General features: G+C 56.1%; 19 protein-coding genes. 9 read left to right on the forward strand and 10 right to left on the reverse strand.

Annotated elements, in window-relative coordinates; all coding sequences use genetic code 11:
- Complete coding sequence (locus F8N85_RS28645) at positions 1–540, reverse strand: DUF1003 domain-containing protein (RefSeq protein ID WP_150806833.1); 540 nt, start codon at positions 538–540, stop codon at positions 1–3.
- 269 nt (positions 541–809) lie between these two features.
- Entirely contained in the window at positions 810–1,418 is a 609-nt protein-coding gene (locus F8N85_RS28650; protein WP_150806834.1) for a TetR/AcrR family transcriptional regulator, read from the reverse strand.
- 201 nt (positions 1,419–1,619) lie between these two features.
- On the opposite strand from F8N85_RS28650, the gene F8N85_RS28655 reads away from it, so the two are divergent.
- Complete coding sequence (locus F8N85_RS28655; protein ID WP_150806835.1) at positions 1,620–2,678, forward strand: MBL fold metallo-hydrolase; 1,059 nt, start codon at positions 1,620–1,622, stop codon at positions 2,676–2,678.
- A gap of 99 nt (positions 2,679–2,777) precedes the next feature.
- On the forward strand, positions 2,778–3,368 hold the full coding sequence (locus F8N85_RS28660; protein WP_150806836.1) for an AAA family ATPase: 591 nt from the start codon (positions 2,778–2,780) through the stop codon (positions 3,366–3,368).
- Here the strand turns inward: F8N85_RS28660 and F8N85_RS28665 are convergent.
- Positions 3,313–3,630 (reverse strand): XRE family transcriptional regulator, encoded by a 318-nt coding sequence (locus F8N85_RS28665; RefSeq protein WP_150806837.1) that lies wholly within the window; start codon positions 3,628–3,630, stop codon positions 3,313–3,315. The genes F8N85_RS28660 and F8N85_RS28665 overlap by 56 nt on opposite strands.
- Positions 3,631–3,897: 267 nt before the next feature.
- Between F8N85_RS28665 and bglX the strand changes: the two genes are divergently transcribed.
- From bglX to F8N85_RS28675, 3 genes are all read left to right on the forward strand, one after another.
- Positions 3,898–6,189, forward strand: a complete 2,292-nt coding sequence (bglX, locus tag F8N85_RS28670; protein WP_412072518.1) for a beta-glucosidase BglX — start codon at positions 3,898–3,900, stop codon at positions 6,187–6,189.
- Positions 6,190–6,379: 190 nt separating this feature from the next.
- A complete protein-coding gene (locus F8N85_RS35510) occupies positions 6,380–6,505 on the forward strand; it encodes a hypothetical protein (RefSeq protein WP_263596391.1) in 126 nt (41 codons plus the stop codon).
- A 46-nt stretch (positions 6,506–6,551) separates the two neighbouring features.
- Positions 6,552–7,247, forward strand: a complete 696-nt coding sequence (locus F8N85_RS28675) for a DUF6933 domain-containing protein (RefSeq protein WP_150806838.1) — start codon at positions 6,552–6,554, stop codon at positions 7,245–7,247.
- Between the two features lie 53 nt (positions 7,248–7,300).
- Here the strand turns inward: F8N85_RS28675 and F8N85_RS28680 are convergent, their stop codons facing one another.
- From F8N85_RS28680 to F8N85_RS28690, 3 genes are all read right to left on the reverse strand, one after another.
- The gene (locus F8N85_RS28680; RefSeq protein WP_150806839.1) at positions 7,301–8,254 is read right to left on the reverse strand and encodes a diguanylate cyclase; all 954 of its coding nucleotides are present in this window, start codon (positions 8,252–8,254) and stop codon (positions 7,301–7,303) included.
- A gap of 3 nt (positions 8,255–8,257) precedes the next feature.
- Positions 8,258–9,256, reverse strand: a complete 999-nt coding sequence (locus tag F8N85_RS28685; protein WP_150806840.1) for a response regulator — start codon at positions 9,254–9,256, stop codon at positions 8,258–8,260.
- A gap of 129 nt (positions 9,257–9,385) precedes the next feature.
- A complete protein-coding gene (locus F8N85_RS28690) occupies positions 9,386–10,366 on the reverse strand; it encodes a hypothetical protein (RefSeq protein ID WP_150806841.1) in 981 nt (326 codons plus the stop codon).
- A 318-nt stretch (positions 10,367–10,684) separates the two neighbouring features.
- On the opposite strand from F8N85_RS28690, the gene F8N85_RS28695 reads away from it, so the two are divergent.
- Both F8N85_RS28695 and F8N85_RS28700 read left to right on the forward strand, forming a co-directional pair.
- Positions 10,685–12,790: an AAA family ATPase gene (locus F8N85_RS28695; RefSeq protein ID WP_224795769.1), complete on the forward strand. Its 2,106-nt coding sequence runs from the start codon at positions 10,685–10,687 to the stop codon at positions 12,788–12,790.
- Positions 12,787–14,088 carry an McrC family protein gene (locus F8N85_RS28700; RefSeq protein ID WP_150806843.1) on the forward strand — a complete coding sequence of 434 codons (1,302 nt, stop codon included), beginning with the start codon at positions 12,787–12,789 and terminating at the stop codon, positions 14,086–14,088. Before F8N85_RS28695 ends, F8N85_RS28700 begins: the two co-directional genes overlap by 4 nt.
- Before the next feature lie 57 nt (positions 14,089–14,145).
- On the opposite strand, the gene F8N85_RS28705 is transcribed toward F8N85_RS28700, so the two are convergent.
- The 4 genes from F8N85_RS28705 to F8N85_RS28720 form a co-directional block, all read right to left on the reverse strand.
- Positions 14,146–14,691 carry a Bro-N domain-containing protein gene (locus F8N85_RS28705; protein ID WP_150806844.1) on the reverse strand — a complete coding sequence of 182 codons (546 nt, stop codon included), beginning with the start codon at positions 14,689–14,691 and terminating at the stop codon, positions 14,146–14,148.
- Between the two features lie 367 nt (positions 14,692–15,058).
- Positions 15,059–16,306, reverse strand: a complete 1,248-nt coding sequence (locus F8N85_RS28710) for a ribonucleotide-diphosphate reductase subunit beta (protein WP_150806845.1) — start codon at positions 16,304–16,306, stop codon at positions 15,059–15,061.
- Between the two features lie 577 nt (positions 16,307–16,883).
- Positions 16,884–17,285, reverse strand: coding sequence for a heme utilization protein (locus F8N85_RS28715; RefSeq protein WP_150806846.1), 402 nt, complete (start codon positions 17,283–17,285; stop codon positions 16,884–16,886).
- A 329-nt stretch (positions 17,286–17,614) separates the two neighbouring features.
- Positions 17,615–17,878 carry a DUF2790 domain-containing protein gene (locus F8N85_RS28720; protein WP_150806847.1) on the reverse strand — a complete coding sequence of 88 codons (264 nt, stop codon included), beginning with the start codon at positions 17,876–17,878 and terminating at the stop codon, positions 17,615–17,617.
- A 437-nt stretch (positions 17,879–18,315) separates the two neighbouring features.
- On the opposite strand from F8N85_RS28720, the gene acs reads away from it, so the two are divergent.
- Positions 18,316–20,271: an acetate--CoA ligase gene (gene acs, locus F8N85_RS28725; RefSeq protein WP_150806848.1), complete on the forward strand. Its 1,956-nt coding sequence runs from the start codon at positions 18,316–18,318 to the stop codon at positions 20,269–20,271.
- A gap of 710 nt (positions 20,272–20,981) precedes the next feature.
- Positions 20,982–21,755, forward strand: coding sequence for an ABC transporter substrate-binding protein (locus F8N85_RS28730; RefSeq protein ID WP_150806849.1), 774 nt, complete (start codon positions 20,982–20,984; stop codon positions 21,753–21,755).
- Positions 21,756–21,772 lie beyond the last annotated feature (17 nt).

Here is a 21,772-nt window from a genome sequence, read left to right on the forward strand (position 1 = left end):
TCAAGCCTTGGGCTCATCCTTGCGCACAAAGTGCTGATGCATTTCGGAGGTCAGGCTTTCTATGCGCTCGGTCAGCGACTTGGTCATCTCGGTCAAGCGGGTGTTTTGCTCAAGCAATGCCATTAACTGTGCGGTGTTGTGCGCCGCTTGTTCCTGGCGCTTGGTATTGGCGTTGGCCAGGGATTCCCGGTGGCGGGCATCGGCGTCGGACTTGGCTTTGTCGCGCGCCGCCTGGCGGGTCTGAGCCAGCAGAATCAGTGGTGCGGCGTAGGCCGATTGCAGGCTGAACGCCAGGTTGAGCAGGATGAATGGGTAAAGGTCGAAATGCGTGAGGCCAGACAGATTGAGGCAGACCCAGATCACCACGATCAGGGTTTGTGCGCCAAGAAAGGTCGGCGTGCCGAAAAAGCGCGCAAAGGCTTCGGCTCTCAAGGCAAAACGGTCAGTGCCGAAGGTCGGAGCCAGATGGGCATGGGGGCGGTGAAAACGCAGGGGGTCGACTGATTCCGTAGACGCTACTTCGGGTTTGCTCGAATTCATGGTGCTCTCTGCAATGCCGTGGGACTGGGGCCTACTATAGCCCTCGAGCCCTCTGGACTGAGGTAAACCGCCAGAGTTTGTATCGGCTGATGCTGGAGGAGCCTGCGCGTTGGTTATTCATTACCCAATTTCTTCAGAAACAAATTGTCGTGTTTCAGTGGGCGCGCTCGTTTACCGGAAAATGTCAGCAATAGTGTCATTTATTCCAGACGCACTAGAGCTGCAGAAGCCCTGAAGGAAAGGGTAACGGGTCTGACAGCAGCCTCGGACTACAGCTGATAGCAAGTCAGGAACATGTCCAGGGTCGACTCGACCACGCAGGTCTGCATCTCTGCCGACAACCCCGGCTGGCCCATGGAAATCTGCGGCCAGAAGGCGAAAGCCTTGATCAGCCCTTGCACCTGGTGCGCGGCAAAAATCGGATCGACCGCTTTCAACCGGCCATCTGCCTGGGCTGCACGAATCCACACCGTAAGACCTTCTTCCCGTTCGCCCAGACGCGCGACCATGTCCTGGCCGCGCTCGGGCGAGTGAATAGTGGCGGCGATTGCCACTCGAGCCAGGTCGAGAAAATTATTGTCCGACAGCGTTTGCAGTTTGGCCCGCAGCACCGCTTCGAGTTGCGGGCGTAGCGGCTGGTCATTGTGGTACGGCGTTTCCTGTTCCGTGCAGATGCTGTTCCACAATTTATTCAGGATCTCGGCAAACAGCTCTTCCTTGCTGGGGAAGTGGTTGTACACCGTTCGCTTCGACACCCCGGCCGTTGCAGCAATCTTGTCCATGCTGGTGATGTCGAAACCGTTGGCACGGAATTCGACAATGGCCGCCTGAATGATGGCGTCGCGTTTACGGTCGGTGAGACGCAGTGGAACTGTCATAAATAGGCTTCGGCGGGAATTAGGGAAACTTACACTCTGGAGTTTACTTGCTCTCGGATTTGTTGCAATCTAGAAACTACACCGTGCAGTGTAACTGTTCGGCAAACATAGAGTCTCGGCCCAAGCGTGCATGCATTGGCCATTTATCGTCCAGCAACGGAACGCGGCAACCTCGTCGAATTCCTTGGAGCCACCTCAATCATGGCCACCTCCTCATCCCGCGACGACTGCGCTGTCGGCCTTGAAGCGTCTTTGCAGGATCAAGGTCACTACCGCAACCACGCGCCGGTGCAGCGCGAAGGCTTGCGCAAAACCTTGCGGATATTCTGGAACATGCTGTTCCATAAACCGCGTAATACCCGCCCGGCAGGGGATATCCCGGTTCAAGCCCTGACCCGCGAAGCGCTCTTTGCCGCGCCCAATCACAGCGTGTTCCGTCTCGGCCATTCCACCGTGCTGCTCAAACTGCACGACAAATTCTGGCTGACCGACCCGGTCTTCGCCGAGCGCGCATCGCCGGTGCAATGGGCCGGTCCGCGGCGCTTCCATCAGCCCCCCATCAGCCTCGAGCAACTGCCTCCCATCGAGGCGGTGATCCTGTCCCACGATCACTACGACCATCTCGACCATCAATCCATCCTCAAACTGGCCGACAAAACCCGGTACTTCCTTACGCCGCTGGGCGTGGGCGATACCTTGATCAAGTGGGGTATCGAGCCAGGCAAAGTGCGCCAACTGGATTGGTGGCGGGACACCGAGGTGGACGGCATGCGCTTTATCGCCACGCCTTCGCAACACTTTTCCGGTCGCGGCCTGTTCGATGGCAACCGCACGTTATGGGCATCCTGGGTCATGATCGATGGCGACACGCGAATCTTCTTCAGTGGTGACACCGGCTATTTCGATGGCTTCAAGCGTATTGGCGAACAGTACGGACCCTTTGACCTGACCCTGATGGAAACCGGTGCCTACAATGTCGACTGGCCGCACATCCATATGCAGCCCGAGCAAACCCTCCAGGCGCATATCGACCTCAAGGGCCGCTGGTTGCTACCGATCCACAACGGCACTTTCGACCTGTCGATGCACGCCTGGCACGAACCCTTCGATCGCATCCTGGCCCTGGCCTGGGAGCGCAATGTGTCCATCACCACGCCGCAAATGGGTGAAGCGTTCAACCTGAAACAGCCCCAGCGTGGACAGGCCTGGTGGCTGGAGGTCGAAAGCGGGACGGAGCAAGTCATCGTCAACAACCTGTAAGCAATTACCCAGCCGCCTTTATGCGCCGAAATATTGCCATGACGGCGGCTACGGGTTATGTAAAGACCGTGAATGAGACAGTCAGCAACGGACCCTGCCATGACCTACAGAATTCATCTCTTCGGAGCTTCCGGCTCCGGTACCACCACCCTGGGCCAGGCGTTGGCCGAGCGATTGGCTGTTGCCCACTTCGACTCGGACACCTTCTACTGGCACCCCACCGAGAAGCCCTTCAGCAGCAGGCGCACTCGCGACGAACGCATTCAACTGCTGCAAGAACGTGTCGCCGGCCTGGATAGCTGGGTGCTTTCCGGTTCCCTCTGCGGCTGGGGCGACCCGATAACTTCTGCGTTCACCCACGCCATCTTCGTCCGCCTCGATCCAGAGGTCCGCTTGCAACGCTTGCGCGCCCGGGAATTCCAGCGCTACGGCGAACAGATCTTCGAAGGCGGAGCGCGCTACGGCGAAACCCAAACCTTCCTCGCCTGGGCCGCCGGCTACGACGAGGGCGGCCACGGCACCCGCAGCCTGCGCCGACATGAAACCTGGCTCAAAACCCTGAACTGCCCGGTGATACGCCTGGACTCAACGGATTGTTCGGTTGAGGCGCTGGTGGGGCAGGTGTTGGAGACGATCATTCGATCATCGCGTAATCAGCCCGCCCGACCGGATCCGGCGTTGCCCCTTTGACATTCATCCCTCTGCCCGGCGCAAAGCCCGGGAAAAACACCAGCCCTTCAGCCTCCAGCCGAAACGCCAGGGCCAAACGGGTGACGTCCAGCAAATCCCCACGGGCTTCGAACAACTGGATGGCTTCTACGGAAACCCCCGACTCCCGAGACAGCCGCTTGAGGCTCCAGCCCAGTAAATCCCGGGCTTGCGCACAGTGTTCGGGGGTGAATTGAAACAGGGCGATACGTTCGAGGGTGACTTTCATCGCAAGAGAGGCCATGGTTTTCTCCGGGGCACGAGAGTGGCGATTCAATAAAATACTGTGTTTTTGTACAGTTGTTTTAGGCCCGGATCAAACTCAATTTTTTGATCAATTCTATTTTTATCGCTCGGATAAACCGTTTGGCGCTGGCCCCGTAGCAGCTGCAGCTGCTACACGAGCCGGACGCCGGCTTCGCCAGCGGCTACAGGAACTACCAGTAGACATCAACTCCCCATTGGCCGAGTCTAGGGCTCAGCACCTTTTGTTGGTCCGAGGACGGACAAAGTGAAAATGGTAACGGTGATCGGCCTGGTCACTCTGCTGCTTTGTCAGCCGGGGCGGGCTGAGGCGGGTTCCGTTCCCGGGGATGACAAAGCCTTGTTCATCGCCGATCTCCTGCAGCGCATGACCATTGAAGAAAAGATCGGCCAGCTCAGACTCAACTGCATCGGCCAGCAAATGCCTCAAGAGACATTTCTTGAAGAAGCTACCCAGGGGCAAGTCGGTGGCCTCTTTTATGTGACAGGCCGTTCGGATCTGCGAGCGTTTCAGGACGCCGCCTTGCGCAGCCGACTGAAAATCCCTTTGTTCTTTGCCTACGACGTCATTCACGGTCATCGCACGCTGTTTCCGATCGGCCTCGGTCTGGCTTCCACCTGGGACGTGGACGCTGTCGCCTTGAGCGCACGCATCGCGGCGAAGGAGGCGAGTGCCGATGGCCTGGACATGGTGTTTTCCCCCATGGTCGATATCACCCGAGACCCGCGTTGGGGGCGGATGTCCGAAGGTCTGGGCGAAGATACCTATATGGCCTCGCGTTATGCCCAGGTGATGGTCAACGCGCTGCAAGGGTCGAAACTCGGTGCAGTGGACAGTGTCATGGCCAGCGCCAAGCATTTTGCCTTGTACGGTGCGGCGGAAGGCGGTCGCGACTACAACTCGGTCGATATGAGCCTGCCGAAGATGTATCAGGACTACCTGCCGCCTTATCGTTCCGCGGTAAACGCTGGCGTGGGGGCCATGATGCTGACCTACGTCGCCATCAATGGCACGCCCGCCACCTCCAATACCTGGTTGATCCATGATCTGTTGCGCAAACAGTGGGATTTCAAAGGCCTGACCATCAGCGATTTCGATGCGGTCAACGAATTGGTGACCCATGGCGTGGCGCGCGATGGCCGTGAGGCCGCCCTGCGGGCGATCAAGGCCGGGGTCAACATGAGCATGACCGACACGCTTTATCGCAAGGAACTGCCGGGTCTGTTGCAATCAGGAGAGGTCTCGCAGGAGGAAATCGACGACGCTGTGCGAGCCGTGCTGGGGGCCAAGTACGATCTGGGACTGTTCGCAGATCCCTACCTGCGAATCGGCGCCGCCCCTGAAGATCCGCCAGATAACAACGCCGAGGACCGCCTGCACCGGGCCCAGGCCCGTGAAGTCGCGCGCAAGAGTCTGGTGCTGTTGAAGAACCGGGCCAATGTACTGCCACTCAAGAAGGACAGTGTGGTGGCCGTCGTCGGGGCCCTGGCGAAAAGCCGTCTCGATATCCTCGGGACCTGGAGCTCCATTGGCTCACCGGTGCAGGCGGTATCGGTCTATGACGGTATCGCCAATGCACTGGGCGACCCAAGCCGACTGCTTTACGCCCGGGGCGCCGATATCACTGACGACCAATCGGTCCTCAACTACCTGAACCAGCCTGGCGCCAACCCGTCCGATGTCGAGATCGATCCACGCCCGGCTCAACAAATGATCGAAGAGGCGGTCAAGGTCGCGGAGCAGGCCGAGATCGTCGTCGCGGTGGTCGGAGAGTCTCGCGGCATGTCGTATGAAGGGGCAAGCCGTGCCAGCCTGGGATTGCCCGGCTATCAGTCCGAACTGATCAAAGCGCTAAAGGCCACCGGTAAACCCCTGGTGCTGGTCCTGATGAACGGCCGTCCACTGTCCGTTGGCAAGGAACAGGACGCCGCCGATGCGGTGCTGGAAACCTGGTACAGCGGCACCGAAGGCGGTAATGCGATCGCCGATGTGCTGTTCGGCGACTACAACCCTTCCGGCAAACTGCCGGTTTCATTCCCACGCTCCGTGGGCCAGATTCCGATGTACTACAACCACCTGAACACCAGCCGACCGCACCTGCTGGAGAATCCTCGTGCAGTGACCTCGCGCTATTTCGACGAAGCGTACGGCCCGCTGTACCCCTTTGGTTTCGGTCTGAGCTACACCCAATTCAGTCTGTCCGACGTGACCTTGACCAGTAAACAACTGGAGCGCAGCGATACCCTGGGTGCCAGCGTCGTGGTGAAAAATACCGGGCAGCGGGAGGGCGAGACCGTGGTGCAGCTTTATGTGCGGGACGTGAGCGCCTCCATCAGTCGCCCCATCAAGGAATTGAAGGGTTTTCAAAAGATCATGCTCAAGCCCGGGGAAGAGAAAGTCATCCAATTCACCCTCAACGAAAATGACCTGAAGTTTTACGATGCGCAGTTGAAGCACGCGGCAGAGTCGGGTGAGTTCAGAGTGCTGATCGGGCTGGATTCGCAGAATGTGAAAGAACGGAGTTTTGAGCTGCTGTAAGGCCGAGGCATTGGTTAATGCAATTCAGCTAAGGAATTCCTGGCTGCGCACATTCCTCGTAGAAGCTTAACCCCCCGGCATTAGAGGCATTACCGACCTTTTTTGATAGCGTTCCATCTGAGCCAAGTGTGTACATCACCAAACCACTCACAGCCGCACCTCCGCACTTATGACGTTACGTTTTATGGTCATGTACAATTTGCTGACCGACGCCGAGTTGTCGGTGCTCAGCGAAGGCGCATTGCGCTGCGTGGAGGACGTCGTCAGACGGCCCTACAAGCTGAATTGGGTTGAAGAAGTCGTGCGCCAGAAGTGACAGGAAACGTTCTGAGTACGGACATTTGTCAAAGAGGAAAGTGGATTTGTTGGTCTTCAATTGCACCGAGGCGGCGAGCGGTTTTTTCAGCCGTGTTCACAAGGGTAAAACAATCACGCCCGTCCAACGTCCGCCTTCGACCCCTATCGACGACGATCAGGCGGATGACTCGACGTCAGCGCCTTCGCAATGGCTGGTGCATGCCATTACCGTCCAGCGTAAGCACGTACTGCTGGCGATTCACCTGCAAACGCGCTACTGCATGATCTTCGCCGACATGAAAAAAGCCGATGTAGACGGCTTTGTTCAGGCCTTCGCCCAGCGCTGGATGAATAACATGCTGAATCACGCGCTGCACAGAGGCGTGCTGGAGTGGGTCGAGTACCCCTCCATGCTTGAGCGGTTCACGGAACTCAATCGTGAGTTCAGTTTTTACCGGCGCAGCGACCGAAGTGCTCAGGGGCACCTCAACGAAATAGTCTGGATGTTCAAAGGGGATGTCGCCGATGCGGGGTGTCTGCCACCGGATGAAGCGGCCGCGTCCCGTTACGACACCAGAACCAACCACTGTCTTCGGAGCAGAAGGCTTAAAGACTATTTCTACCCTGACGAGGAAATGCTCATCCACTGGCTACAGAAGTTCTGCGGCGTAAGCGAGGTCAGCGCCCAGGAGGCCGGAGAGCTTAGCAGGCAGTTGAACAGAGAACGTTCTGATCAGGAATGGGCGCCTTCGCAGAGCTGAGGTGCACATCGTAAAGCCCATGCAGAGGATTGGACCTTTGCTGATGGCTTTATCTACTCATACACCGTCACCCGATTGCGCCCGGCGTTCTTCGACGCATACAGCGCGTGGTCGGCCCAGGCGATCAGGTCGGCGTAGTTAGTCGAGGGCTGGCTCAGGTCGGCCACCCCCAGGCTGATGGTGAAACGGATGCTCTGGCCGTTGTGCAGCACTTCCAGCCCTTCGACGGCCTTACGCAGACGCTCGGCGAAAACCCGTGCGCCGGTCTTGTCGGTGTCCGAAAGCACCACGCCGAACTCTTCACCGCCATAACGCCCAGCCACATCGGTTTCGCGCTCATGCTCGCGGATCAGCCTGGCGACTTGCTCGATGACCTTGTCGCCCGCCTGGTGACCATAGGTGTCGTTGACCCGCTTGAAGTGGTCGATATCCAGCATCACCAGGCTGGTGGCATTGCCATAACGCTGGTGCCGAGCATAAGCGACTTTCAGGCTTTCTTCCCAATGACCGCGGTTGTACAGGCCCGTCAGCCGATCGGTGATGGAGAGTTGCTGCAACTGCGCATTGGCGGCCTGGAGCTGATGGCGGTTGGTGGCGACGTCAGTGACGTCATAGATCACCAGGCAAATATGGTTAATTTTGCTATCGGTGGAGCGCAGCGGTAACAGCGTGGTGTTCTGGTACATGAACTCTTCCTGGCCGGTGATCGGCTGGTAGTTCTTGAACCGCACCAGATACGGGCGCTGCTCCCAGACAGTGAACGCCGGCGTGCCCAGGGTAGCGACGCTTTCCACCTTGCGGCTGAACCATTGGCGGTCGATTTCGGGAAACAGACTAAAGAAATCCTGATTGTGGGCGTCCTTGGGCTGCACCCCGGAGCGGTTCTCCATGAAGGTGTTCCAGACCTGCACGCGGTAGTCGCGGTCGAGCACCACCACACCGACGTCAATGCTCTGGACGATCGCCAGCAACCAGTGAAACTCGTTCAAATCGAGAGGACCGTTCATAAGTCAGTTCATCAAGTAGGCGAGTTTGTGGGACAACCGTTCGATGGAGTCTTCCGTGAACAGCAGCAATAGGTCGAAACGAATATCATGCCCTTCCAGGCTGTAACTGATTTCCACCGCCAGGGTCTTTTTCCAGCGCTTGTGGTTGACCCGGATCAGCTCATCGATGGCCGCGTGCTGGCCGAGGATCTGCGGGTGGCCTTGAGAAAACACCACATCGATCTGTTCGGCAATGCTGCACAGGCATGCACCGATCAGCACGCTGGAAAGGTCCAGCAGCATTTCCAGGTCCGAATAATCGGTACTCTGGCGCTGCATCAATTGCGCTATGTCGGCGATTTCCGAGTCGTGAAACATCAGCAGGGCTTCGCCGGCGATGCCACTGCCGATAAAACCCTGGCAGATGGCCGTGAGTTGCTTGCTGCTGCTGGCATCGGTCAGCGCCATGTGCAACTCACCGACTTCGAGGATGTTCACGTTCGGTACCGGCAACTGCACAAAGACTCCCAACACCTGGGCTATCAGGGCGGCCGCCCCGCCCATCGCAACGTTGACCGTTTCGCGGAACGCATCGTGAAAACTGATGACCGTGTTCGCTGCCGGGCGACTCCCCAGCGACGCCTGGCCAAGTTCCGTCAGTAGCCCCAGCCGACTGAGTGTCTGGCGCAGCTCGTGTTCGTCGAAAGGCTTTTTCAGGAACGCCAGCGCGCCTAGCTCACGCACGCGGCGCACCGCTTCTTCCTGAATGTCACCGGAAATCACGATGACTTGCGCCTTCAATCCTTCGGCGCGCAAGGCGCTCAATACCTGATAACCATCCATCTCCGGCATGGTCAGGTCGAGCAGCACCACCTGCCCCAAACCCCGGCGTATGGCCTCCATCGCCTCGCGACCATTACCCGCCTCGGTGACCGAAACCGGCCAGTCCGCCGGCAGTGCCCGTAACACCTGCTTACGGGCCATGTTGGAGTCGTCACAGACCAATAGGGGAATCACTGACACAAGATAAGGCACTCATAGGCGTAGGACATCAGGGAAAGCACTACGGCCCATCATGCCCCATAAGCGTACAAAGACCACCTTATAAACAGGGTTTTATTGAGAACGACGTCCAGCAGGGTGAGCCAATGCCTATTTACTCGCCAACCCTGGCGCCTCACGAATGATGAAATGATCCAGGTTCTCAATATTGGCACTGAACACCCCGAACGTCTGCTCGGGGTCTTTCTTGCTCGGCACCTGCTTCAACTCCGGCGTCACGCCGTAAAAGAAGCAATACAACTGCGCCTCACTGTCGATGGCATGCTTGATCTCCTCCAGAAACGCTTTGCGCTTGCGGTAGGTGTCGATCAGCTTCTTGCTCAGGTAAACGTTGACTGAATAAGGCTTCTTCTTCGTCTCGTCCGGTTGCTTGAACCAGACCTTTTGTTCGAAATCGATGCGAAAGCTCTGGGTGTAATCCTTGATCTCCTTGATCTTGCCCCAGTAAATCAGCCCCTTGTTGTCCTGCAGGTACTCGATCTTCTTGAAGAACGACCCGTAAGGCGCGGTGTGCTCGCCGATCTTCAGTGGCATGCGCTTGAGCAGATCCTTGTCCTCGAAGTTCGACACAAAGCACTCAACCGGATGGGCGAAGACACTGGTTTTGTCCGGCGCCGTTTCACGGGGCACGTGTTCCGTGTCAGTGTTCGCCGATACCGCCTTCAACTCATCCCGCGGCGATCCGCTGTCTACCACCGGGCTGGGCGGCTTTCGCACATAGTGGCGACGAGTCAGCAGCAACTCCGACGGGAAATGCTCCTCCCGATCACTACCACCCTCGGCATCTTCTCCGGCCGCCAAGGCTTTGGAAGTGCCATAAGGGCAGCCTTCAACGTGCCGGGTACTGGGCAGATTCTTGAAATGCGGCGTGCGGATGTAATTGACGTTCTTCGCATTGAACGTACCCAGCACATTTTGCGCATCAAACCCCGCCCGGCAGGCATCGTCAGGGCACAGGAAACTCTCCTTGGCCGAGTCGAACGTCATCGTCTCGTCGAAATTCAAATCCCGCACGTCATAGATCGACAGCTTGTCGTCGAAGCTGAGGCAGTAGGCTTTGTCGAATTTCATGAGCACTCAGGTCCGTGAGAGGGGATGGCCTATTAATAGCGGGCGGAGCGTCGGAGTGCACCAACCTTTTAAACACACCACCAAACCTGTGGGAGCGGGCTTGCTCGCGATGCAGACGGCGCGGTCTATCAGCAAAAATCCGCATCTCTGTGTTGCTTTACCCTCGATGGCAATGTAGTTACCGTTGTAGGAATAATCTTCTGCGGCTGTACGCTTTTTCCATTATCGGGTTCGGCTCGTATAATTTCCTACCGATTATGATTGAGACGCTAACCCGCGATGCCCTTTTTTGCTCACGTAGCCAAGGATAGCAATTCGATGACTTCGCCTGCACTTAACCAAATCTTGTTTGGCCCTCCGGGTACGGGGAAGACGTACGCCACCATTGAGGCTGCGCTGGAGATCCTTGCTCCTGAGTTTCTTCAAGCCAACAAAGATAATCGGGGAGCGTTGAAGAAGCGCTTTGATGAATTAGCTGCAGACGGACATATCGAGTTCGTTACATTTCATCAAAGCTTCAGCTACGAAGACTTCGTCGAAGGCCTGCGCGCGGAAAGCGGAGACGACGGGCAATTGCGCTATGACGTTGTCGATGGCGTGTTCAAAAACTTGTGCACCACTGCAATCGCCAAGGTAACCCAACAAGCACCTGCGCCTATGGACGTAGAACGACGTCGAGTTTGGAAGATGTCGTTGGGCAATATTCATGGCAGCGATTCGTACATTTTTGATGAGTGCAAAGACAATAACTACGCCTTGCTTGGTTACGGTGGATGTATCGATTTTAGTGGATGTAAGAGCAGAGAAGACATAGCCCAACGCTTCGCTGAGGCGGATGAAACTCTACCTCAAAATGCTTATGGAATTACCGCCGTTCACAGTTTTCTGCTGAAAATGAAAATTGGTGATTTGCTGATCGTGACTGAGGGCAATACCAAGTTTCGGGCTGTCGGTGAGGTGACTGGGGAGTACCATTGCCTAAACGGGGAAGATAGAGACTTCGAGTACGGCCAATGCCGCTCAGTAAAATGGCTACGAATTTATGAACCGTCCTTGCCGCATGATCGACTCATGAATGGCAAATTCACCCAGCGTACGCTTTACGAATTGAGTTCTGGATCACTGGACCGCGGCAAGCTGGCTCAGTTACTGGGCGCTGAATCGCAGGCTCTTGAGATAGAAGTTGGCTCGGGAGAGCTTTTTAAACTGGGTGAAAGTTTCGGAACCGGGTACGTCGTGACCCATTCTTCTGCTGACATAGTTGAGTTGAGCAAACCTAAAGGCAACCAGTTGCCTATAGGCATGAGTATTCTCAGTACGCTTGCAGACTATGTGCGAGCAGGCCGCTTATCCGTTGCAGATATTCGCAACCGGCTCGTATTCGACAAAGTACCGGAAACCAAGCTTGATCCATTTCTCGTCAACGGATACCTAAATATTTTGCCCGCTTTGGTTGAGCGCCTACTGGGGGCTTCGACCAACCGAACGTCGGTGAAGCCAAACCCTCAGCCAAATAATGCACGCGTACTAATCATCGACGAAATAAATCGCGGCAATATTTCTCGGATCTTCGGTGAACTGATCACGTTAATCGAGCCATCCAAGCGTGCAGGAGCCGATGAGGCTTTGAAAGTGATGCTGCCGTATTCGAAGGAGCATTTCAGCGTACCGAACAATGTCTATCTCATTGGCACCATGAACACTGCTGACCGTTCATTGGCCGGTCTAGATATCGCATTGCGTCGTCGTTTCACATTTCGCGAAATGCCGCCTAAGCCTGAGCTGCTAAAAGACGTTACCGTGGGCGAACTCAACGTTGGCCAACTACTGGGAGTGATGAATCAGCGAATCGAGATGCTGCTAGATCGAGATCATTGCTTAGGGCACGCGTATTTCATGCCGCTAGTGAGTGATCCTACGCTGGAACGATTGGGACAAATCTTTCGCGAGCAGGTGCTCCCGTTGCTGCAAGAGTATTTTTTCGAAGATTGGCAGCGGATTCAATGGGTGCTCAACGATCATCGCAAGGTTCCTGAAAACTGCTTTATCGAACAGCCGACATTCAACCCTGGGTCGTTGTTTGGCGATCAAGTGGTGCTCAGTAACCAAAATAACCAATGGCTTATCAACGAAGACGCCTTTGCGCGGATTGAGTCTTTTTGGGGTGTCATAGATCACCAAGCAGTGCCTCCAAAGCTGCAGGATGCTATCGAAGCTGAAAAAGGTGACATCCAGGTTCGTCAGCTTGAAAGCGGCTCTATCGAAGTTTTACAGGCGGGGAAGATTGTCCGCCCGTCTAAACCGATTTTGCGAGACCTTGCTGCAGCGCATGGCCTGATAACCCACCATGCAAGTGGTCGTGAGTTTAATACTCGTCATCTCGGTGTGGCAGTTATCAGCGCATTGAACGGTGTGACGGCGTGAAACCCGTCATCACGGTTCGCGAATACGCGAGGCTGACGACGGGCAGCGTCACTGTGCCAACGCTGGACCTTGCTCAAGTATCGGTTTCCGCTTTTGACTGGTTGTGCAAATTAAATGCTTCTTTCAGCAACGCTGGGGCCGCGCTGATTCAGCTCGAAAACCGTTGTTTACTTAAGCTCGACAACTACGTCGGAGTGTTGGAAACACCCTGTGGCACTCGTCTTGAAATTCTCCCCAAACATTTTGAGCGCGAAGACTGCGTCAAGCAGAGCAGAGCTTTGTTGAGACGCATGATCCAAGCGTCTCTAAATTTACCCACCCGTGAAGTCGGTGCGGCGGATGTGCAGAATTTTGATGCGCCGTTGAGCGAATGGGTCATGGGCCGATTCTTGTTGGCGCTGGATCACTTGATCAAACGAGGTCTACGTTTTGACTATCATCGCGTGGAGGAGGAACAGCGTTTCTTGCGTGGTCAGTTGGATGTGGTCAAGCAAATGCGCCAACCCCCTGGGCGCCAGCACCATTTCCAGATTCGACACGATATCTATTTGCCCGACCGGCCAGAAAATCGCTTACTCAAATTCGCGTTAGATCAGGTCTGCAAAACAACAAAAGATGCCGGTAATTGGCGACTGGCTCATGAGTTAAGAAGTGTGTTGTTAGAGGTCACTATAAGCCGCGACGTGCAGCAGGACTTTCAACAATGGAGCAACGAGCGACTGATGGCGCACTACGTGCCGGTGAAGCCATGGTGCGAGCTGATCATCAAGCAACAGATGCCTTTGGCGGTCGCTGGGGATTGGCATGGCATGAGCCTGTTGTTCCCGATGGAAAAGCTATTTGAACGCTATGTAGCCGCGAGCCTAAATAGGGATTTGTCGCACGATGCTCGACTTCTCACTCAAACTCGCAGTGAATATTTGTGTCAGCACAAGGGCGAAAACTTCTTTCAGTTGCGGCCGGATCTTATGATCCACCATCAACAAAAAAGCTGGGTGCTAGATACAAAATGGAAGCGGTTGAGTTCATTCGGGACGGATAAAAGCTACGGATTGAAGCAGTCCGATTTTTATCAGTTGTTCGCTTATGGCCATAAATACCTAGCGGGCGAGGGCGAGTTGGTGCTGATTTATCCAAGGCGAGCTGTATTTGATACCCCATTGCAGGTATTCGAGTTCGCACCGCAACTCAAGCTTTGGGTACTGCCGTTTGATTTGGAGCAAGGCGTATTGTTGGGGACTCCTGAAGGGTTCCCGCTTCACTCTCGGCAACAGAAATCGAGGTCTCAATCGGCTTGATACGCGGTAGGCCAAATCAAGTGGGTGCAGAAGGCTGCACCCATGTGTGACAGCTTTCTAAAATAGAAATAACCGCGAAGCCTTTCGCCACCAAGACGTTTGCTGTTGGGTCAGCAGGATGCAAGGCATATCCCGCAGCCGAATCCACGGTTCATCTCGCCAATGCAACAAACCCAGTTGCATCTGCGGCCACTCCAACACGCTCAAGGTCGGATGCTCCCCTGCTCGTACAAGTCTCGCATCACGCAATGCCGGCACAACCTGATGAGTCAGCCATTCGCGTAGTGATCGGTATTCCGGGCAATAGTGATAAACCAACAATGCATACACCCCCGATTCGGTGAGCATCAGTCGTTCCTCAGCCATTCCGTGGGCGTGTACCAACAATATTCGTCGTTGATCCGCGTCGAGTTTTCGAGACATGCGCTCATCTAAATACTTGCCCATCAATCGCCCCAAATCACGAGCACAAAACCAGACTTGGTTTTCTAAGAGCAGAGCGTGGAGATGAATCTCATGGCGAGTGAATAGGGTAGAGACGAGGGGCTCCGGCGCGCCGTTAGGTAGCGTGGAAAAGGTTTTGAGCGCGAGTTGAGTAGGCATAATCAGTGACCTCTACGTATTGAGTGACAGGGCCAGACCCCAACGTAGAGTGGGCTAAAAAAATCCCAACGAGCGTAGCTTTAACACACTCGAACGACAAACCACCAAGTCGTGGATTGCGTGTTTGTGTGATTGGGCATGCTTCTACGTTGGGTGTTTCTTAGGCACCTGTGATGGAGCTTAGAGGTGCTTTGAATGGGCATCAATGCAGAAGGAGCTGTAAGTGTTGTAGGAGTTTTGGCGGAGAAGCGTAGGGGGAGTAAAAGGTTTTCCTTCCCAATAAAAAGCCCTGAACAAGTCAGGGCTTTTTGTTTTTCCGATGTGCCGGTTCAAGACATGACCGGCAGACCGTGGTCAGCGCAAGGAATTAATCCCAGCTAAGCGCGCCGCCGGTTTGGTATTCAATAACCCGAGTCTCAAAGAAGTTCTTCTCTTTCTTCAAGTCCATGATCTCGCTCATCCATGGGAACGGGTTAGTCGTCCCTGGGTACTCTTCTTTCAAACCGATCTGGCTCAAACGACGGTTGGCGATGAATTTGAGGTAGTCCTCCATCATTGCGGCGTTCATGCCCAGTACGCCGCGCGGCATGGTGTCGCGTGCGTATTCGATTTCCAGCTGAGTGCCCTGCAGGATCATCTGCGAAGCTTCTTCCTTCATTTCAGCATCCCACAAATGTGGGTTTTCGATTTTGATCTGGTTGATCACGTCGATGCCGAAGTTCAGGTGCATGGATTCGTCGCGCAGGATGTACTGGAACTGCTCGGCGACGCCGGTCATTTTGTTGCGGCGGCCCATGGAGAGGATCTGGGTGAAGCCGCAATAGAAGAAGATGCCTTCCAGAACGCAGTAGTAGGCGATCAGGTTGCGCAGCAGTTCTTTGTCGGTGTCGACGGTGCCGGTTTCGAACTTCGGATCGGAGATCGAACGGGTGTATTTCAGGCCCCAGGTGGCTTTTTTCGCGACCGATGGGATCTCGTGGTACATGTTGAAGATTTCGCCTTCATCCATGGCCAGCGATTCGATGCAGTACTGGTAGGCGTGGGTGTGGATCGCCTCTTCGAAGGCCTGGCGCAGGATGTACTGGCGGCATTCCGGGTTGGTGATCAGGCGGTACACGGCCAGGACCAGGTTGTTGGCAACCAGGGAGTCGGCGGTGGAGAAGAAGCCGAGGTTGCGCATGACGATGCGGCGCTCGTCGTCGGTCAGGCCTTCCGGGTCTTTCCAGAGGGCGATGTCGGCGGTCATGTTGACTTCTTGCGGCATCCAGTGGTTTGCGCAGCCGTCGAGGTACTTCTGCCAGGCCCAGTCGTATTTGAACGGGACGAGTTGGTTGAGGTCGGCGCGGCAGTTGATCATGCGCTTTTCGTCGACGGCAACACGGGCGGAGGCACCTTCGAGCTCGGCCAGGCCTTCGGCGATGTCGAGGTCGTCCAGGGCTGCCTTGGCGCGGATGATCGCGGCGGAGTCATTGGCGGTCACGGCGCGGGCTTCGAGCGCGGCGGCACCGCCGGCGCTGTCGAGGCGGTCCATGTTGGCTTCAGAAGCGTGGCCGGCGTTGGCGCCTTTGGCGGCAACTTCGCCGTCCTCTTTGTCGAATTCGTCCCAGCTCAGCATGACGTGTCGTCTCCTGCGTGAGGGCCAGAAGCCCGTGTGATTAACACTTATGGTGGGTTTGTCACACGGCTAGTGGCCGCTTTGGATCTAAAGGATTGTTTGCAGTGGCGGTTAACGCACGCAAAAAACATAAATTTGGTTGGGGTTGACCCCGGAGTCGCTGATGGGAGGCGGGCGCTGGGCCTTTCCCTATGGCCTTTGGAGGCTGAGTCAGCGTGGGTTTATAGCCCGACTTGGGGATATTTCAAGCCCTTTTGACTGCGCCAGTATAAGGGTTTTCATCAGGGTATTTCAGCCAGTTTTTAAGATCCGGTGCGGCGGATTGGCTCAGTGAGGAGGGTGGCCTGGGCTTTGTTGAGGCGGGGCAAGGGTTTGCGGGGGATTGGGGCTGGAGAGAAATTTTTGTCGGCTTGGGTGTTGCGCAAGGGCGGGAAATTTGGGTGGCTTTTAGGGGGACCGCTGCGCGGTCTTCGCGAGCAGGCTCGCTCCCACAGGATGTGCATGGATTGTGGGGTTTTTGTTCCTCCAGAAACAACTAAGCCCGGCCGAGGCCGGGCTGTGACGTCGCGGTCAGCTATTAGCTGAGGCGGTTGGTGCCGGTGCGGTCGGAGCCATCGGCGGCCAAGGTGGCGGAACCGGTGCGATCGAAACCATCAGCAGCCAGGGTAGCGGAACCGGTGCGGTCGAAGCCATCAGCAGCGAGGGTAGCGGAACCGGTGTGGTCGAAGCCGTCAGCAGCCAGAGTGGCGGAACCGGTGCGGTCGAAGCCATCAGCAGCGAGGGTAGCGGAACCGGTGTGGTCGAAGCCATCAGCAGCCAGGGTAGCGGAACCGGTGCGATCGAAACCATCAGCAGCGACAGTGGCAGAACCGGTGCGGTCGAAGCCATCGGCGGCGATGGTGCGGTCGTAGCCGTCGGCAGCGAAGGTGTTGGCAGCCAGTACGGAGAGGGTCAGGGCGATGATCAGTTTGGTTTTCATGGTGGTGGCTCCGGGTTGTTTGTTTTGTTCAGTGGGTGTGAAGCTCATACTACTCTGACTAATTCGATTAAAAAGCGCATAAATATGCTAAAAACAATCGTATAAATCGATGTATAGTGCCGGGCGTTCTTTGCGCCTGCAGCCAGGAAAGCTGAGCAGCGCGATCAAGCGATCGGTGAAGAATCAGTTGAGTGCGAGTGCCGTGGTCGCACTTCATTAGGCGATGCTGTGCAACAGTCCCGAGGTAGGGGTGCGTCAGGCATCTTTGCCCCAAGAGTGATTTCTTGTGGCCGGCAGTGGTAACGAGTGTCTGGGTCTAATCCGGGCGTTTAGCCGTTAGAGCATCCATTACCCATCAGGCTGTATTGCAGGATATGCCGTTGGCCTTTGGAGTCTTCATATTCCATGCGGGCCGGTACAACTTCGCAGACATTCGGAATTTCGCTCATCGATATAACTTTGGCGACGTCCAGGTGAGTCGAGTAGGTGTACTCCATCACCGGTGTTTGCTGGCTGGCGACGTCTGTCGGTGCCTCTTCAGCCATCGCGGTGGCGCAAAGACTGCTGAGGGCCAGCACTACTAAAGCTTTCATTTCAGTTTTACCTTTCTTGGGTCGTGAGGGGTCACGCAACCTTTTTGGGGTTGCGTGTGGAACTTGAAAAAAGTATCTGGAGTAACCTGCCTTCGTGGGGGCTGTAACTTGGTTAATCACGTTGCCGTTGCTGGCGAGGCTGATTTTAGGCGGCTGAAAGGCATTCATATAGACGTGCTTTTGATAAAGACTATTGACTGATTCTGTAACAATCGCCGGAAAAACCACCTGTAGGAGCTGCCGAAGGCAGCGATCTTTTGATTTTTGGCCTCTTGTGGGCGCCAAAAGATCGCTGCCCGAGGCAGCTCCTACGGGGCTTGCGGGGTAAATAGGACATTTTGTAGGGGCTTGTTACTACCATCGTCGAATGGTTCTATAGGCCCGCCCCGGCTAAAACTGGGGCATACAAAAACAACTATGTCACCGAGGTAAAAAAGATGAGTGCGGCTTCTCTGTATCCCGTTCGTCCCGAGGTTGCGGCCAACACGTTGACTGATGAAGCAACCTATAAGGCCATGTACCAGCAGTCGGTGGTCAATCCCGACGGTTTCTGGCGTGAGCAGGCCAAACGCCTCGACTGGATCAAGCCTTTCACCACGGTGAAGCAGACTTCCTTCGATGATCACCATGTCGACATCAAGTGGTTCGCCGACGGCACCCTGAACGTTTCCTACAACTGTCTGGACCGTCACCTCGCCGAGCGCGGCGACCAGATCGCGATTATCTGGGAGGGCGATGACCCTGCCGAGAGCCGCAACATCACCTACCGCGAGCTGCACGAAGAAGTCTGCAAGTTCGCCAACGCCTTGCGGGGCCAGGATGTGCACCGCGGCGACGTGGTGACTATCTATATGCCGATGATTCCCGAAGCCGTGGTCGCCATGCTGGCGTGCACCCGGATCGGCGCGATTCACTCGGTGGTGTTCGGTGGTTTCTCGCCGGAAGCCCTGGCCGGTCGGATCATCGACTGCAAATCCAAAGTGGTGATCACCGCTGACGAAGGCCTGCGTGCCGGGAAAAAAATCCCGCTCAAGTCGAACGTCGATGATGCGCTGACCAACCCGGATACCCACAGCATTCAGAAAGTCATCGTGTGCAAGCGCACCGGTGGCGACATCAAGTGGAACCAGCATCGCGATATCTGGTACGAAGACTTGATGAAAGTGGCGGGCACTGTCTGCGCGCCGAAAGAAATGGGCGCTGAAGAAGCGCTGTTCATCCTTTATACCTCCGGTTCGACCGGCAAGCCGAAGGGCGTGCAGCACACCACCGGCGGCTATCTGTTGTACGCGGCGATGACCCATGAGCGGGTGTTCGACTACCGTCCAGGCGAAGTCTACTGGTGCACCGCCGATGTCGGCTGGGTCACTGGCCACACTTATATTGTCTATGGCCCGCTGGCCAATGGCGCGACCACCTTGCTGTTCGAAGGCGTGCCGAACTACCCGGATATCACCCGGGTGGCGAAGATCGTCGACAAGCACAAGGTCAATATCCTCTACACCGCGCCGACTGCAATCCGCGCGATGATGGCTTCGGGCAAGGCCGCGGTTGAAGGTGCTGATGGCAGCAGCTTGCGTCTGCTGGGTTCGGTCGGCGAGCCGATCAATCCGCAAGCCTGGGACTGGTACTACAAGAACGTCGGCCAGTCGCGTTGCCCGATCGTCGATACCTGGTGGCAGACCGAGACCGGCGCCACCCTGATGAGCCCGCTGCCGGGTGCTCACGCGCTCAAGCCAGGCTCGGCGGCACGCCCATTCTTCGGCGTAGTGCCGGCGTTGGTGGATAACCTGGGCAACATCATCGAAGGCGTTGCCGAGGGCAACCTGGTGATTCTCGATTCGTGGCCAGGCCAGGCGCGCACTTTGTTTGGCGACCATGACCGGTTCGTCGACACCTACTTCAAGACGTTCCGTGGCATGTACTTCACCGGTGACGGCGCGCGTCGTGACGAGGATGGTTACTACTGGATCACCGGGCGTGTGGATGACGTGTTGAACGTGTCCGGTCACCGCATGGGTACCGCCGAGATCGAAAGCGCGATGGTCGCTCACCCGAAAGTCGCCGAAGCGGCCGTGGTTGGTGTACCGCACGACATCAAGGGGCAGGGCATTTATGTCTACGTCACCCTCAACGGTGGCGAAGAGCCGAGCGAAGCGCTGCGCCTGGAGTTGAAGAACTGGGTGCGCAAAGAGATCGGTCCGATTGCCTCGCCGGATGTCATCCAGTGGGCGCCGGGCCTGCCGAAAACCCGTTCCGGGAAGATCATGCGCCGGATTCTGCGCAAGATTGCCACCGGCGAATATGACGGCCTGGGCGATATCTCCACCCTGGCGGATCCGGGTGTAGTGCAGCATTTGATCGAAACTCACAGGGTAATGAACGTCGCGTAAAGCGAGTTCCGCGTCATCGAGCCCCATCCGGTGTTGAGCCGGGTGGGGCTTTTTTGTGGGTTGGGTTTTTGAATCGGCTGGAGGTTTGGGGTGGCTGGTCTATTGCTATCGTGAGCAAGCTCGCTCCCACATGAGTTCTATGCTGATCGCACCATAGCGGCCTTGCATAGATCCACTGTGGGAGCGAGCTTGCTCGCGATAGAGGTTGCTCAGACAGCGGCGGAGTAGGCCCCGAACCAATAATTATCGGCTTCCCCGGTAGGAACCTTCCTGTTGTTACTCAAGTAACCGAATGTGTAACCGTGCAGCCCGATTCGGGGCAATGCGAAACGCAAAGCCCCATTTCAGGGTCACCTCATCCCTGATGAAAAATAAGATAGAACGCTACACTTGCCGCAATAGAAGGGTTTGCGAATAATAGGCCCGCTATTTGCAATACAGATCGGTTATTCGTCTTTTGCTTCTGCATAAACTTGCAGGGCTGTCAATGAGCTCGCTCGGCTTTTTCAGTGCATCTGTAAATTGTTGTCGCATTGAAGAAATATCGGCTTCGGGCCTGTCGTTAGAATGCCGATCACTTGCTCGTCGTTGCTTGCGTTGAATTCAACTCAAGGTTCCTACGCCGAAGCACCGCTATCAGGTTCCACTCATTCGCATATTGGGCTATCGCTCACTCTGCCGTTTTAGCCCTTTACCGATGGAGTCCCAAGATGAAGAAACTCGTGCTGCTTGGCGCCCTGGCACTGTCCGTGCTGTCCCTGCCGACTTTCGCCGATGAAAAACCTCTGAAAATCGGTATCGAAGCGGCTTACCCTCCGTTCGCATCGAAAGCGCCGGACGGCAACATCGTCGGTTTCGACTACGACATCGGCAATGCCTTGTGCGAAGAGATGAAGGTCAAGTGCGTGTGGGTCGAGCAAGAGTTCGACGGTCTGATCCCGGCACTCAAAGTGCGCAAGATCGACGCGATCCTGTCGTCCATGTCGATCACTGAAGACCGTAAGAAGTCCGTGGACTTCACCAACAAGTACTACAACACCCCGGCTCGTCTGGTGATGAAGTCCGGTACTCAGGTCAGCGACGGCTTGACCGAACTCAAGGGCAAGAACATCGGCGTGCAGCGCGGTTCGATCCACGAGCGTTTCGCTCGCGAAGTCCTGACTCCGCTGGGTGCTGAAATCAAGCCTTACGGTTCGCAGAACGAAATTTACCTGGACGTAGCGGCCGGTCGCCTCGACGGCACCGTGGCAGACGCTACCCTGTTGGATGACGGTTTCCTGAAAACCGATGCCGGCAAAGGTTTCGCTTTCGTTGGCCCGGCCTTCACCGACGTCAAATACTTCGGCGACGGCGTGGGTATCGCGGTACGCAAAGGCGACGCGCTGAAAGACAAGATCAACACCGCGATCACGGCCATTCGTGAAAACGGCAAGTACAAGCAAATCCAGGACAAGTACTTCGCTTTCGACATTTACGGCAAGTAATAGCTCGCAGCGGTAAG

The organism is Pseudomonas fluorescens, from assembly GCF_902497875.1.
GTDB classification, from domain to species: Bacteria; Pseudomonadota; Gammaproteobacteria; order Pseudomonadales; family Pseudomonadaceae; genus Aquipseudomonas; species Aquipseudomonas fluorescens_BR.

Coding starts and splice junctions, on each gene's coding strand:
- F8N85_RS28645 (WP_150806833.1), bottom strand. CDS start 540: ATGAATTCGAGCAAACCCGAAGTAGCGTCTACGGAATCAGTCGACCCC.
- F8N85_RS28650 (WP_150806834.1), bottom strand. CDS start 1,418: ATGACAGTTCCACTGCGTCTCACCGACCGTAAACGCGACGCCATCATT.
- F8N85_RS28655 (WP_150806835.1), top strand. CDS start 1,620: ATGGCCACCTCCTCATCCCGCGACGACTGCGCTGTCGGCCTTGAAGCG.
- F8N85_RS28660 (WP_150806836.1), top strand. CDS start 2,778: ATGACCTACAGAATTCATCTCTTCGGAGCTTCCGGCTCCGGTACCACC.
- F8N85_RS28665 (WP_150806837.1), bottom strand. CDS start 3,630: ATGGCCTCTCTTGCGATGAAAGTCACCCTCGAACGTATCGCCCTGTTT.
- F8N85_RS35510 (WP_263596391.1), top strand. CDS start 6,380: ATGTACAATTTGCTGACCGACGCCGAGTTGTCGGTGCTCAGCGAAGGC.
- F8N85_RS28680 (WP_150806839.1), bottom strand. CDS start 8,254: ATGAACGGTCCTCTCGATTTGAACGAGTTTCACTGGTTGCTGGCGATC.
- F8N85_RS28690 (WP_150806841.1), bottom strand. CDS start 10,366: ATGAAATTCGACAAAGCCTACTGCCTCAGCTTCGACGACAAGCTGTCG.
- F8N85_RS28695 (WP_224795769.1), top strand. CDS start 10,685: ATGACTTCGCCTGCACTTAACCAAATCTTGTTTGGCCCTCCGGGTACG.
- F8N85_RS28705 (WP_150806844.1), bottom strand. CDS start 14,691: ATGCCTACTCAACTCGCGCTCAAAACCTTTTCCACGCTACCTAACGGC.
- F8N85_RS28710 (WP_150806845.1), bottom strand. CDS start 16,306: ATGCTGAGCTGGGACGAATTCGACAAAGAGGACGGCGAAGTTGCCGCC.
- F8N85_RS28715 (WP_150806846.1), bottom strand. CDS start 17,285: ATGAAAACCAAACTGATCATCGCCCTGACCCTCTCCGTACTGGCTGCC.
- F8N85_RS28720 (WP_150806847.1), bottom strand. CDS start 17,878: ATGAAAGCTTTAGTAGTGCTGGCCCTCAGCAGTCTTTGCGCCACCGCG.
- acs (WP_150806848.1), top strand. CDS start 18,316: ATGAGTGCGGCTTCTCTGTATCCCGTTCGTCCCGAGGTTGCGGCCAAC.
- F8N85_RS28730 (WP_150806849.1), top strand. CDS start 20,982: ATGAAGAAACTCGTGCTGCTTGGCGCCCTGGCACTGTCCGTGCTGTCC.